Source organism: Pseudomonas salomonii (genome assembly GCF_900107155.1).
In the GTDB taxonomy this organism is placed as follows: Bacteria; Pseudomonadota; Gammaproteobacteria; order Pseudomonadales; family Pseudomonadaceae; genus Aquipseudomonas; species Aquipseudomonas salomonii.
Window position 1 is genome coordinate 196820 of record NZ_FNOX01000014.1, and the last position, 13404, is coordinate 210223.

General features: G+C 58.9%; 13 protein-coding genes. 6 read left to right on the forward strand and 7 right to left on the reverse strand.

The window, feature by feature from the left end:
* Positions 1-70 precede the first annotated feature (70 nt).
* Together BLV67_RS27755 and BLV67_RS27760 are read left to right on the forward strand one after the other, a co-directional pair.
* Positions 71-496 (forward strand): DUF2231 domain-containing protein, encoded by a 426-nt coding sequence (locus BLV67_RS27755; protein ID WP_069787337.1) that lies wholly within the window; start codon positions 71-73, stop codon positions 494-496.
* Entirely contained in the window at positions 493-1785 is a 1293-nt protein-coding gene (locus tag BLV67_RS27760) for a PQQ-dependent sugar dehydrogenase (protein WP_069787336.1), read from the forward strand. Before BLV67_RS27755 ends, BLV67_RS27760 begins: the two co-directional genes overlap by 4 nt.
* 131 nt (positions 1786-1916) lie before the next feature.
* Here the strand turns inward: BLV67_RS27760 and BLV67_RS27765 are convergent, their stop codons facing one another.
* A complete protein-coding gene (locus BLV67_RS27765) occupies positions 1917-3320 on the reverse strand; it encodes an MFS transporter (protein WP_065931600.1) in 1404 nt (467 codons plus the stop codon).
* 143 nt (positions 3321-3463) lie between these two features.
* The gene (locus tag BLV67_RS27770) at positions 3464-3994 is read right to left on the reverse strand and encodes a GNAT family N-acetyltransferase (protein ID WP_069787335.1); all 531 of its coding nucleotides are present in this window, start codon (positions 3992-3994) and stop codon (positions 3464-3466) included.
* Between the two features lie 153 nt (positions 3995-4147).
* Here BLV67_RS27770 and proP point away from each other — a divergent pair, with 153 nt between their 5' ends.
* Both proP and BLV67_RS27780 read left to right on the forward strand, forming a co-directional pair.
* Entirely contained in the window at positions 4148-5650 is a 1503-nt protein-coding gene (gene proP, locus BLV67_RS27775) for a glycine betaine/L-proline transporter ProP (RefSeq protein ID WP_065931602.1), read from the forward strand.
* Between the two features lie 52 nt (positions 5651-5702).
* Complete coding sequence (locus BLV67_RS27780) at positions 5703-6209, forward strand: GAF domain-containing protein (protein WP_065931603.1); 507 nt, start codon at positions 5703-5705, stop codon at positions 6207-6209.
* 36 nt (positions 6210-6245) lie between these two features.
* Here the strand turns inward: BLV67_RS27780 and BLV67_RS27785 are convergent, their stop codons facing one another.
* The 3 genes from BLV67_RS27785 to BLV67_RS27795 are packed head-to-tail and all read right to left on the reverse strand — an operon-like array spanning position 6246 to position 8854.
* Positions 6246-6989: a hypothetical protein gene (locus BLV67_RS27785; protein WP_065931604.1), complete on the reverse strand. Its 744-nt coding sequence runs from the start codon at positions 6987-6989 to the stop codon at positions 6246-6248.
* Between the two features lie 7 nt (positions 6990-6996).
* Positions 6997-7989 carry a ComEC/Rec2 family competence protein gene (locus BLV67_RS27790; RefSeq protein ID WP_163005518.1) on the reverse strand — a complete coding sequence of 331 codons (993 nt, stop codon included), beginning with the start codon at positions 7987-7989 and terminating at the stop codon, positions 6997-6999.
* Between the two features lie 43 nt (positions 7990-8032).
* Complete coding sequence (locus BLV67_RS27795; protein ID WP_065931628.1) at positions 8033-8854, reverse strand: AraC family transcriptional regulator; 822 nt, start codon at positions 8852-8854, stop codon at positions 8033-8035.
* Positions 8855-8951: 97 nt separating this feature from the next.
* Between BLV67_RS27795 and BLV67_RS27800 the strand changes: the two genes are divergently transcribed.
* Positions 8952-10163, forward strand: a complete 1212-nt coding sequence (locus BLV67_RS27800) for an MFS transporter (protein ID WP_069787334.1) — start codon at positions 8952-8954, stop codon at positions 10161-10163.
* A 161-nt stretch (positions 10164-10324) separates the two neighbouring features.
* Positions 10325-11080, forward strand: a complete 756-nt coding sequence (locus BLV67_RS27805) for a M12 family metallopeptidase (RefSeq protein ID WP_069787333.1) — start codon at positions 10325-10327, stop codon at positions 11078-11080.
* Between the two features lie 150 nt (positions 11081-11230).
* Here BLV67_RS27805 and iolG read toward each other — a convergent pair whose 3' ends face one another.
* Complete coding sequence (gene iolG, locus BLV67_RS27810; protein WP_069787332.1) at positions 11231-12235, reverse strand: inositol 2-dehydrogenase; 1005 nt, start codon at positions 12233-12235, stop codon at positions 11231-11233.
* A 33-nt stretch (positions 12236-12268) separates the two neighbouring features.
* Positions 12269-13294 carry a LacI family DNA-binding transcriptional regulator gene (locus BLV67_RS27815; RefSeq protein WP_058420454.1) on the reverse strand — a complete coding sequence of 342 codons (1026 nt, stop codon included), beginning with the start codon at positions 13292-13294 and terminating at the stop codon, positions 12269-12271.
* Positions 13295-13404: the final 110 nt, after the last annotated feature.

Below are 13404 nucleotides of genomic sequence, written 5' to 3' on the forward strand. Positions count from 1 at the left end.
AGGCTCCAGGCTCCTTCCCTATGCGCTGCCCCGCCCCGGGGCGTTGGATAAAACAAGGAGCCGCGACCCCATGACCACCCTTCCCGCCTACCCACTCGTCAGGCCTGGCCCGCTGCATTCGACCCTGTTGGCCGGCACCGTGCCGTTGTTTCTGGGCGCGTTGCTCAGTGACATCGCCTACGGCCAGACCTATCAGATCCAATGGGCCAACTTCGCCTCCTGGCTGATCGCCGGAGCCTTGGTGTTTTGTGGCTTTGCATTGTTGTTCGCGCTGGTCAACCTGGTGCGCGCCGAGCATAAAGGCGGACGCCCCGCCGCGTACTTCCTGCTGTTGCTGATCACCTGGGTACTCGGGCTGTTCAACGCGTTTCAGCATGCCAAGGACGCCTACGCCATGATGCCTGTGGGCCTGGTGCTGTCGGTGATCGTGACGGTTCTGGCGATCGTTGCCACGTGGATCGGCCTGACCAACCTGCGCTCGGGAGCTGCCAAATGAACCCACTCCATACGCTGACCTTACTGAGCGCGGCCCTGCTGCTGAGCGCCTGTGGCGACGCCGGCGACAAGACCCAGGCACGCGGCCCCGACCCCAAACTGCCCGCGCAACAGAGCAGCCTGCTGCCGAGCATGAAGATTGCCGAACCGACACCCTGGGGCGAGCAAAAACCCACAGTGCCGCAAGGCTACAGCGTCACCGCTATCGCCACCGATCTGGCCATCCCACGACAAACCCTGGTGCTGCCCAACGGCGATATCCTCGTCGCCGAAGGCCGTGGCGGCAGTGCGGCCAAGCTCAAGCCCAAGGACGTGATCGCCAGCGTGATCAAGGCCCAGGGCAACACCAAGGTCAAGAGCGGTAACCGCATCACGTTGCTGCGCGATGCCGACGGTGACGGCAACTACGAACTCAAAACCGTGTTTGCCGACAACCTCAACGCGCCCTACGGCCTGGCTTTCGCCGACGGCAAGCTGTACGTGGCCAACCAGGATGCCCTGGTGCGCTTCGACTATGCCGACGGCCAAACCAAAGCCAGCGGCCCGCCTGCCAAAATCACCGACCTGCCGGCACAGATCAACCATCACTGGACCAAATCCCTGGCCGTCAGCGAAGACGGGCGCCAACTCTATGTGGGCATCGGCTCCAACAGCAACATCACCGAGCGCGGCATGGAAGTGGAAATCGACCGCGCCATGGTCTGGCAGATCGACGCGGCCACCGGCGCACACAAGCCCTACGCCACCGGCCTGCGCAACCCGACCGCACTGACCATTCAGCCGGGCTCGGGGCAGTTGTGGACGGTGGTCAACGAACGCGATGAACTCGGCCCCGACCTGGTGCCGGACTACCTCACCTCGGTGCGCGAAGGCGCCTTTTACGGCTGGCCCTACAGCTACTGGGGCCAGAACGTCGACCCGCGCGCGCAACCGCAGAACCCGATGAAAGTCGCAGCCGCGATCAAGCCGGATTACAGCCTGGGCTCCCACGTTGCCGCGCTCGGCGTGGATTTTTCGATCCCGGCCATGGGTGAACAATTTGCCGACGGCGTGTTTGTCGGCGAACACGGCAGCTGGAACCGCGACAACCCGGTGGGCTACAAGGTGATCTTTGTGCCGTTCAGCAACGGCAAGCCGGCGGGCGAACCGATTGATTTCGCCACCGGCTTTCGCGGCGATGACGGCAGGACCCGTGGCCGCCCGGTGGGCGTGACGGTGGACCCCAAAGGTGCGCTGATCATTGCCGATGACCTGGCCAACACCGTTTGGCGGGTGACGCGCAATCAGTAACCCGCTACAGCAAATGTGGGAGCGGGCTTGCCCGCGAAGGCGTTGTGACAGTCACCCGATGGATTGACTGATTCACCGCATTCGCGAGCAAGCCCGCTCCCACACAGGAACTAACGATTACCCGTGGTCACTCACAAATCCGTGATTTCCTTATGGCGCGGCACCAGCGCTTTCATCACGCTCCACGCCACCAGGTACGCCAGGGCACAGATCGCAAACATGATCATGTAGCCGGTGTGAATGTCGTTGATGGACTTGTAGTAGTCGAACACCCAGCCACCGATCTTGGTCATCACCACACCGCCCAAACCACCGGCCATTCCGCCGATGCCGACCACCGACGCCACGGTTTTTTGCGGGAACATATCCGACACGGTAGTGAAAATGTTGCACGACCACGCCTGGTGCGCCGAGGCGCCCACGCCGATCAGCAACACCGGCACCCAGAACCCGAGGTAACCGAACGGTTGCGCCAGCAACACCACCAGTGGGAACAGCGCGATCACCAGCATGGCTTTCATGCGGCCGTCATACGGGGCATCACCCCGCGCCATAAAGTAGCTGGGGAACCAGCCGCCGCCGATACTGCCGACCATGGTCATGCTGTACAGCACGGCCAACGGCATCACGATGTCCGCGCCTTTCATGTTGTATTGCGCCGACAGGTAAGTGGGCAGCCAGAACAGAAAGAACCACCACACGCCGTCGGTCATGAACTTGCCGAAGGCGAATGCCCAGGTCTGGCGATAGGTCAGCAGCTTGAACCACGAGACTTTTTTCGGCGTCGCTCCTACAGGCTCAGGCGCGAAAGGCTGTACGGTCTGGTCACTGCGGATGTAGGCCAGTTCTTCGGCGGACAAACGCTTTTGCTGCTCCGGTTTCTCATAGAGCATCGACCACACCGCTACCCACACAAACCCGAGCATGCCGATCACGATAAACGCGGCTTCCCAGCCCCACATGCCGGCAATCAGCGGCACACAGATCGGCGCCAGGATCGCCCCCACGTTGGCGCCGGAGTTGAAGATGCCGGTGGCCAGGGAGCGTTCTTTCTTTGGGAAATATTCGGCAGTGGCCTTGATCGCAATCGGGAAGTTACCCGCCTCGCCAATCGCCAGCACCGCGCGGGAGAGCATAAAGCCGGCAATCGATACCGGAATCACCGCCAGGCCGATGGCGGCGCTGAGCGAGGCAATCCCCGCGCCCATCGGCACCGAGAACGCATGCATGATCGCGCCGGTGGACCAGATGGCGATGGCCACCACATAGGCAGCCTTGGTGCCGATCTTGTCGACAAACCGCCCGGCAAACAGCATGGAAATCGCATAAACGAACTGGAACACCGCCGCGATGTTGGCGTAGTCGGTGTTGCTCCAGCCAAATTGGGTCGACAGTTGCGGCGCCAAGAGGCTGAGCACCTGGCGGTCGAGGTAATTGACGGTGGTGGCAAAGAACAACATCGCGCAGATGGTCCAGCGATAGTTGCCGACGGCCTGGCCGACGCGGTGGGCGTTGATGGGCTCATTCAAATTCATGGCATCACTTTTTATTTTTGTTAGATAGGACATATGTAACGTCATATGTCGTCGTACAACTGCGACTTTTATAGCCGGGCGCCTTGGCGGTGTCAATCTGAAAGATTGGCGTTTACTCAGGTATTACACGGGCGTGCAAACAATCAGCGCAAAGCAGTTGTAGGACGACGAATGCTAAACACCCGGCTAGGCGCCTTGCCGGGTACATCGTCGAGCAGGCCGTAGGGCTGCATGCCGAGCTTTTCCAATACACGGATCGAAGCCGCGTGATCAGGCCGCACCAGGCCGAAAACCTCCGGCAGATTCAGTGTCTGGAAGGCCAGCGCCAGCGCATCCCGACCCAGCTCGGTGGCGTAGCCCTGCCCCCACGCCTCCACCGCGAAGCGATAACCCAGGTTGATGCGCCGCTCGGTCAGGTAATTAAGCGGCGCTATGCCGCCAAAACCGATGAGGTGTGCGGGCTGTTCCTTGCGGGCAATCGCCCACCAGCCATAACCCTGGGTGGCCCATTGTTCCAGCCAGTGGTTGAGCACGCGCCGGGCGTGCTCCAGGTTGGCCATCGGCCCGGCAGGATTGAACAGGTTTGTCTGCGGGTCACCGAAGATCGCGAATAATCGCTGCACATCGTTGGCTTCTGGCTTGCGATAGATCAGCCGTGGAGAGATGTCAGGCATGCGCACAATTCCTTCTTGAAGCTATAAAGTTCAACCCATCGGCAAAAAAACGCAAATAGCGGTGAATTATTTGGTGTCGGCTTGTATCTGAAGTGACAGAGCGGTGCCATCGCAACGATGGCACCTCCCCTGTTCAGTTTTAGAGTGACCCGCATGAAATTACGTAAGAAAAGCGTCAAACCCATTGGTTTGAAAGACATCACCATCGTCGACGATACCAAGGTGCGCAAGGCGATCACCGCCGCCGCACTGGGTAATGCCATGGAGTGGTTCGACTTTGGTGTGTACGGGTTCGTCGCCTACGTGCTCGGCAAGGTGTTCTTCCCCGACGCTTCGCCCAGCGTACAAATGATCGCTGCCTTGGGCACCTTCTCCGTACCCTTCCTGATTCGCCCGCTGGGCGGCCTGTTCTTCGGTGCCCTGGGCGACAAGTACGGGCGGCAGAAAGTATTGGCCGCCACCATCGTGATCATGTCCCTGAGCACCTTCGCCATCGGCCTGATCCCCGGCTACGCCTCGATAGGCATCTGGGCGCCGATCCTGCTGCTGTTGTGCAAAATGGCCCAGGGCTTCTCGGTGGGCGGTGAATACACCGGCGCGTCGATCTTTGTCGCCGAATACGCGCCGGACCGTAAACGCGGGTTCCTCGGCAGCTGGCTGGACTTCGGCTCCATCGCCGGCTTCGTGCTCGGTGCCGGCGTCGTGGTGCTGATCTCGACAATCCTCGGTGAAGCCGACTTCGAGGCCTGGGGCTGGCGCCTGCCGTTCTTCCTGGCCCTGCCGCTCGGCATCATCGGCCTCTACCTGCGTCACGCGCTGGAAGAAACCCCGGCCTTCCAGCAGCACATGGACAAGCTCGAACAAGGCGACCGCCAAGGCCTGACCCACGGCCCCAAAGTCTCCTTCAAGGAAGTCGCCACCCAGCACTGGCGCAGCCTGCTGACCTGCATCGGTATCGTCGCGGCCACCAACGTGACGTACTACATGCTGCTCACCTATATGCCCAGCTACCTGTCGCATAACCTGCATTACAAAGAAAACAGCGGTGTGCTGATCATCATCGCGATCATGGTCGGCATGCTGTTTGTGCAGCCGTTCATTGGTTTTGTGAGTGACAAGATTGGCCGCAAGCCCTTCATCATCGCCGGCAGCGTGGGCCTCCTGTTCCTGTCCATTCCGGCGTTCATGCTGATCACCAGCGGCAAGATCGGCCTGATCTTCGCCGGCCTGTTGATCCTGGCGGTGGTCCTCAACTTCTTCATTGGCGTAATGGCCTCGACCCTGCCGGCGATGTTCCCCACGCACCTGCGCTACAGCGCGCTGGCCAGTGCCTTCAACGTCTCGGTATTGATCGCCGGTGTTACTCCCACCGCAGTGGCCTGGCTGGTGGAAAGCACCAACGACCTGTACATGCCCGCTTACTACCTGATGGTGTTTGCCGTGGTTGGCCTGATCACCGGCCTGACCATGAAGGAAACCGCCAACAAGCCCCTGCGCGGCGCCGCGCCTGCGGCATCGGACATGGCAGAAGCCAAGGAAATACTGCAAGAGCACCACGACAATATCGAGCAGAAGATCGAAGACATCGACACTCAGATTGCCGAACTGGAAGCCAAGCGCCAGAACCTGGTGCAGCAGCACCCACGCATCAACTGACTACTGACCCGGTGTGGCGGCCCCTGCCGCCATGCCTTTGGAGTGCCTGAACATGGTTCCAAGCGTCACCGCAGCACATTCGCTACTCAGCGCCGACGAACGCGCTGCCATCGCCGAAATAGAAGCCACCACCAGCATCCTGCAACTGGTTACCCGCCTGACCGGCATGCGCTTTGCCGGCATCGCCAAGTTCACCGACCTTGAGTGGGTCGTCTGTTCGGTGCATGACACCGCCGACATGGGCATCCACGTCGACGACGTGCTCGACCTCGAAACCACGTTGTGCAGTGAGTTCTGCATCAACCCGCAGACCCTGTTCATCCCGCAGATCAGCCACAACGGCCGCTTCGCCGCGCGCCCGGTGGTCAAGCAGTTCGCCATCGAAAGCTACGCCGGTGCGCCGATCTTCCTGCCCGATGGCCGCCTGTTCGGCGCGTTGTGCGCGCTGGATTCGCGAGCGATGCTGTTTGAAGACCCCAATCTGCCGGAAACCCTGAGCCTGTTTGCGCGGCTGATCGGCTGTATTTTCTTCGCTAACTTGAGCTCGGTTGATCACTAACGCCAACTGCCGCGCGTCGTAGCCGCGCGGATAACCTTAAAGAAAACGCGCCGTCCCAGCGCTGTGAGAATCAATCAATGCGACGAGCCTTGCCGTAGCAGAACCCACCAGGTAACCGTGCGGGTCATGCCACTGGACCAATACGGAGTGAAGCTTGGTGTAAAGTTCCGGCTCGGCCACGGTGCCCGCATTGATGCACGCCAAAACAGGACCACCGCTCATGCCTTCAGGCTCGAGAAGACTTATGAGCGTCACGCCATTGCTACAAACCAAATCTTCGTTTTCAAGCTCATAGAGTCTTGCATCCGGTATCTGCGTGCTGGTTTGAATGTCCCTGACTTCCAGGCGCGTAGAAACCGGCAAAGCAGTGAGCGCACCATTGGGCCGTAAATCCGCAGGAAACCCTACGACCACGACATGATGAGCAGCGTTGGAAAAAATCCCCAAATCACGGCCAATAGGAAGTCGCGTCAAGCCGGCCATGGCCTGTTCCAACTCTTCATCCAACTCAAAAAAACCAATGTCGTCTTGTTCGCTATAATAAAATTTTCGGTGAGCCAGCGAATAACGCTGTCCTCTGATTTCAATAGACGCGCACGACTTTGCATCCTCTTTGAAGTTATGGAGCGCGGACACAAAATAGCTTTTACCCTCAAAACTCCCCAGAAAGCCTGTACCCAGCACATCCAATGGAACGAGGGCAGAAAAATCCCTGATCGCCAAAACAGCCTGCCCGCCATGCTGGCCAATTTTGTCGAGTTCCTTCAATAGCTTATTCATTTCAGTCTCAATAGTTGAATGTCAGAATCGTACCCGCTGGGGGGTAATTAACCAGGTTGACGTAGTGTTGGAGCAACCCTTCCAAATAAGGCGTTCTTTCCGGGAAATAAAACTTTACGCCGGTGTTTGCCGGAACATCGAGGATGCGGCGAAAAACTTCTTGGTGCGGATGCACTCTCCCATCAGCAAGAAATACGTAATTGGAGCAGGACCATTGGGACAGCAAGGCAGCCGTCGTATTTGCATTGCTGCCATGGTGCGACACTTTGACGAGTTCATAATGCGGCGTTGAATTCGGGTAGAGTGTATCGAGCGCGTCACTCACGACAGATGGCCAGGCATCGCCTAAAAACAACCATGAGCGCCCGTTGAATCTTACCTCAAGCGCAAGGCTCAGCAGGTTCGACTTTGATGAGTCTTCCTTGAATTCGTCGGCCGTGCCGTGCAAATCCGCGTACGCGCGAAACGGTCTACGCACGCTGATATTTCGTGGAGGGGGCAATTCGACGACCGTCCCGACACCATACTTGGATACGTGTTTTTCGATCGGCGAAAGATAGACCAATTCAATCTGGCCGTCATACACAGTTTCGATCTGCCCCGCGCACACGACGCGCGAATTATAAGTCGTCTTGGTCGCGGAAAGCTTGCGTGCCTGTCGAGGTGATATCTCAGCCAGCCCCGACAAGTTCCGAAGTTTATCCACCATCATCGATGAATTGAAAATCAGATCATTGATAACCAACGCACGCCCCTCAGACAGCAAGTACAGAAAACCGCCAATATGATCATCATCGTGATGCGTAACGATTGCCAGATCAATAATGCCATTGGGTACCAACGCCAGAAGAGCGTTGTACGTTTTCTCGACCTTAGCATCAGGGCGACTGGGCCCTGCATCAATCAGCATGTTAAAACTTGCATCGTTGAACTGCAGCAAGATGCAATCACCCGCCCCAACAGGCAGGAAAGAAATTTTTAAATTACGGGAACTGTCCAACTGCCTCACTACTCCATCCGGCCCCATCTAGGGGGTATGCCTGTTATCTGAAAAACTGACTCGGCGTCTTGCCAAACTGCTTCTTGAACATACTGGTAAAGGCGCTCGGGCTCTCGTAACCCAATTCGATGGCGACATCGATTATCTTCTGCCCCACCGCAATGCGCTCCAGCGCCAGCAGCAACCGCGCTTGCTGGCGCCATTGGCCGAAGGTCAAGCCGGTTTCCTTGCGAAACAGACGCTGGATGGTCTTCTGGTCCAGCTCAAGCCGCCCACTCCAATCCTCCACCGTCGAGGCATCCCCAGGGTCCTGCTGCAGCGCCAGGCAAATCCGGTTGATACGCGGGTCGCCCGGTTGTGGCAGCGACAGCGGCAACGCCGGCAGAATCGCCAGTTCATCAAGGATCAGGTGCATGATCCGCGCATCGCGTGAATCCTCGGCATACGGCGGCTTCAAACTCACCGACGCCTTGATCAGCTCACTCAGCAACGGCGAAACGCTCACCGCCTTGGTCTCGGTCGGCAGGTTCGGGAACGCATCGGGGCGCACAAACACACTGCGCATTTTCAACGGGCCCACACAGCGCAACGAGTGGACCTGCCCGCACGGCATCCAGAAGCCACGATTGGACGGCACCGTCCACTGGTTGTGCGCCGAGTGCACCACCATCACGCCCTCGATGGCGTAAAGTAACTGGTGCTTTTCGTGGCTATGCTCGGGGATCACCCAGTTTTCGGGGTAATCGGTGGCGGAACTGATCACAGCCCAGTCGCCTGCGTCGATTTCCTGCAAAAATTCATTCAGTGGTTTGATCATTTCGCCCTTTTTGCGACAGTTGCCTCCCGAATTTCGTGAGACAGGCATTGGCACCGAATTTAGCATAACCGCTGAAACAATTAGAAATGGGTGGCGGGCTCAAGTACTCGCCACCTCAGTTTGCTGCCCTGTATGGAATGCCTGCATGACGACCGTTACCGCGTCACCCGCCGCTGCAACCACTACACCCCAAGTGAGCCCCTTGGTCATGCGCGTCCTCGGCGCCTGCGCCCTGGCCCACCTGATCAATGACCTGATCCAGGCCGTGCTGCCTTCGATCTACCCGATGCTCAAGGCCAACTACGGGCTGAGCTTCACCCAGGTGGGCCTGATCACCCTGACCTTCCAACTGACTGCCTCGCTGCTGCAACCCTGGATCGGCTACCACACCGACCGCCATCCCAAGCCCTGGCTGCTGCCGGCCGGCATGGTGTGCACCTTGATCGGCATTCTGATGCTGGCGTTTGTCGGCACCTTCCCGGCGATTTTGCTGGCGGCGGCCCTGGTGGGCGTCGGCTCGTCGACCTTCCACCCGGAAACCTCGCGCGTCGCGCGCCTGGCTTCCGGCGGGCGTTACGGCCTGGCGCAATCGACCTTCCAGGTCGGTGGCAACACCGGCAGCGCCTTCGGCCCGTTGCTGGCGGCGGCAATCATCATTCCTTACGGCCAAAGCCATGTCGCCTGGTTCGGACTGTTCGCCGTGTTTGCGATTCTGGTGCTCTATGGCCTGAGCCGCTGGTACCGCAACCACCTCAACCTGTTCAAGCTCAAGCAAGGTGGCAAGGCGACTCATGGCCTGTCCAAAGGCCGCGTGACCTTTGCCCTGGTGGTACTGGCGCTGCTGGTGTTCTCCAAATACTTCTACATGACCAGCCTGACCAGCTACTTCACCTTCTACCTGATCGAGAAGTTTCAGCTGTCGGTGGCCAGTTCGCAGATGTACCTGTTCCTGTTCCTTGGGGCGGTGGCCGTGGGCACCTTCGCCGGTGGCCCGATCGGCGACAAGATCGGGCGCAAGAAAGTCATCTGGTTCTCGATCCTCGGCGCTGCGCCCTTCACCCTGGCCCTGCCCTACGTCGACCTGTTCTGGACCGCGGTACTCAGCGTGGTCATCGGCTTTATCATCGCCTCGGCCTTCTCGGCCATCGTGGTCTTCGCCCAGGAACTGGTACCGGGCAATGTGGGGATGATCGCCGGTATCTTCTTTGGCCTGATGTTCGGCTTCAGCGGGATTGGCGCCGCATTGCTGGGCTTGCTCGCTGACAACCATGGCATTGAGTACGTCTACAAGATCTGCTCGTTCCTGCCACTGGCGGGCATCCTCACCATATTGCTGCCCTCGACCAAAGGCGTTTAAAACGTATCTATTAGCCGCCTTGGGCCTACAAAGCCCAGGCGGCTTTTTACATAAAAATACAGAACCGTCCTACCTGCAATTGGAACTCAATCATCGCTAAAGCCACTGACTTAACGCAACTGGGCAGTGCCTGTTTTCTTTGAGTCTGATGAGGATAACGAATGATTATTTCACCACCTGCGATACATCACTCCCTGTACTCGATTAATTCGGATAGTCCACCGACGAACAACGAAGTGGCTGACGCGCCGATTGCCATCAGAACTAAACGCGGGATCGCTGACAAATATCGTCTATGGCCACAAAACTCGACCATTACCATTGCCTTCATGGACACTTCTCCCGCCCATAGAGCGATCATACAAAAACACATTGAGAAAAATTACGCACCCCTGATTAATTTGAAGCTCAAGTTCGTAGAGGGTACCCAAGGCGATATTCGCATATCGACCAGCGCAGATATAGCGGGTGACTGGTCCATCGTTGGGACGGGGGCGTTAAGCGAGCCCGCCAATGAGCCGACGATGCATTTGGACCCTCATAAAGCCGAAGACATATTTAAAATGAATATTCTTCATGAGTTTGGTCACGCGTTGGGATTGCGTCACGAACATAAACATCCGGACAGAACACTGGACTTCAACCTGCCCAGGTTATACGAACTTTATAAGAAAAAGTTCAACTTAGACACAATAGACGTTCATGAGCAAATCCTTGAAAAGCTGAAGCCTGCGGACATCATAGCCTCCGATTACGATCCGAAGTCCATCATGCATTACAACCTGAGCAGGCTGATACTCTGGAAGCAGAAGACAACGGGCTACAACTTCACGCTTTCTAACAACGATAAAGCCCTTCTACGATCCATTTATCCACGCCCCGAACCTGAGTCTGTGCCTGTGCGGCGACCACGCTGAGGTTTAAGGCGCGCCGATTGACTGGCTGACACATGCATCGAAACATACAGCAGCCTCACTTCCGAGGTACCGACTTTCTCGCGTAAAATTCAAGCATTGCGGGCGTCGCGGCACTCGCCAGACGCGTTGTCTCGACGCCCGCTCGTACCACTAAAGGTCGTAATTGACCGCCACACTTCTACCGGTTTTCACCGACGCCAACGCGCAATCCGCCAGATGCAACGCATACAAGCCATCACGCACACTGGTCGGTAACGCGCGGCCAGCGCTCAGTGCATCAATGAACTGCGCCAGCTCATTACGATAAGCATCGGCATAACGTTCGAGAAAAAAGTGCTGCAACGGCTCCAGCGCTTCGGTGTGGTCGGCACTCCAATGGCGCAACGTACTGGGACGGTGGTTGTCGGTGAGCAGCACGCCCGTGGCGCCGGACACTTCTACACGCTGGTCATAGCCATACACCGCCTGACGGCAGCAGTTGATGTGGCATTGCTTGCCGGAGGCGGTGCGCAGCAGCACCATGACACTGTCGTAGTCGTCGATGTCTGCCAGGCTCGGGTCCACCAGGCGGCTGGCGAAGGCACTGACCTCCACCGGTTCCTCGCCGAGCAGGTGGCGGGCGGTGTCGAAGTCATGGATGGTCATGTCGCGCAGGATGCCACCGGAGTGTTCCAGGTAGTCACGCGGCGCCAGGCCGGGGTCGCGGCTGGTGATGATCACCTGGCGCACGGCGCCGATCTGGCCGGCGTCCAGCGCCTGGCGCAGGCGCAGCATGTCGGGGTCAAAACGCCGGTTGAAACCGAGCATCACCTTGCCGCCCAGGCGTTCGACGGCCTGGGCAGCGCTGCGGGCCTTGGCGATATCCAGATCGATCGGCTTTTCGCACAGCACCGCCCTGCCTGCGGCCACCGCCGCCAGCAACAGGTCGATATGGGTGTCGGTGGGCGTGCCGATCACCACGGCATCTATGTCTTGGCGGGCAAGCACGGCGGCGCAGTCATAGGCCGCTTCGCAACCTAATTGCGTGCTGAGCGCGTCGACGCCTTCGCGCCAGGGGTCGGCCACCAGCACCAGCGTGGCGTTGGGGTGAGCGGCGACGTTGGCGGCGTGGATTTTGGCGATGCGCCCGGCACCTAAAACGGCAATACGTAGCATGGTCGAACTCCTGGCGTTGTTATTGAGGGAGCTTCAGTCCGGCAGGTTGAACGGTGTAACGATCTGCACCTGTGACGGCGCAATCGGCCCGGCTTTCCATAGCCGGTGGTGTTGCAGGATGTGCAAAAACACGCTGCGGGCATCGATTTGCAGGTTGTGGTCGATGATCGCGGCGACTTTTTCTTCCAGCAGCAGCTGGCGGTTTTCTTCGTCCAGGTCATGGCCGATAAACACCTCCAGCGGGCGCTCGAGGGCGGCGAAGGCGTCGACAATCGCGCGGTTACCGCCGCCGACGCTGTACACCGCCTTGAGGTCGGGGTGTTGCTTGAGGGCCTGGGTGACGCGCTCAAAGGTGCGGTCGTACACGCCGTAGCCGCCGCTGATATCCAGCACCCGCAGGTGCGCGGCACGCCCACGCAGCCAGGCGCGAAAGCCCATCTCGCGTTCTTCTTCACCACGGAACAGTTCGCTGCCGATCACCACCGCCACATCCTGAGGTTGCGCCGGCAGCCAGCGCGACATCAGGTAGGCCGCGGTCTGGCCGGCGGTGCGGTTGTCCATGCCCACATAGCCAATGCGCTCGCTTTGCGGCAGGTCAGTGACCAGGGTCACCACCGGAATGCCCGCCGCGATCAACTGCTTGACGGCCTGATTCACCGCCGGCTCATCCGCCGCCTTGAGCACCACGCCCTGGCTGCCGGTATCGAGGCAGCGCAGCAGTTGGTCGTGCATGGCCTGGGGTTCGATTTCTTCAAACAGGTGAAAACGCGGCGCGATGCGAAACGGCGCCAGGCTGCCCAATTGCGCGGTGATTGCCGCTTGCACCGCCGCGCTGAAGCGCTGGGGCGTGTGCATGATCACATCGACGTGAAACGTGCGCCCCACCGCCAGGCCGTTTTTTTCCTGGGCCTCCAACTCATCCAGCGCCTGCTCGATGCGCCGAGAGGTTTGCGCATGCACGCTGCCACGCTGGTGCAACACGCGGTCGACCGTGGCTTTGCTCACACCGGCCTGGGTGGCGAGTTGCTTGATGGAGAAGTGTTTTGCGCGTTCGAGCATGCGGTTCGCCTGAGGTGTTTTTGAGGTCTTTTTTGGGCGTTACTGAGGTTTTGCAATGCTAGTCTCAGTTTTGCCCGGCGTCGAGCCGGGCCGACAAAACAACAAAAAAT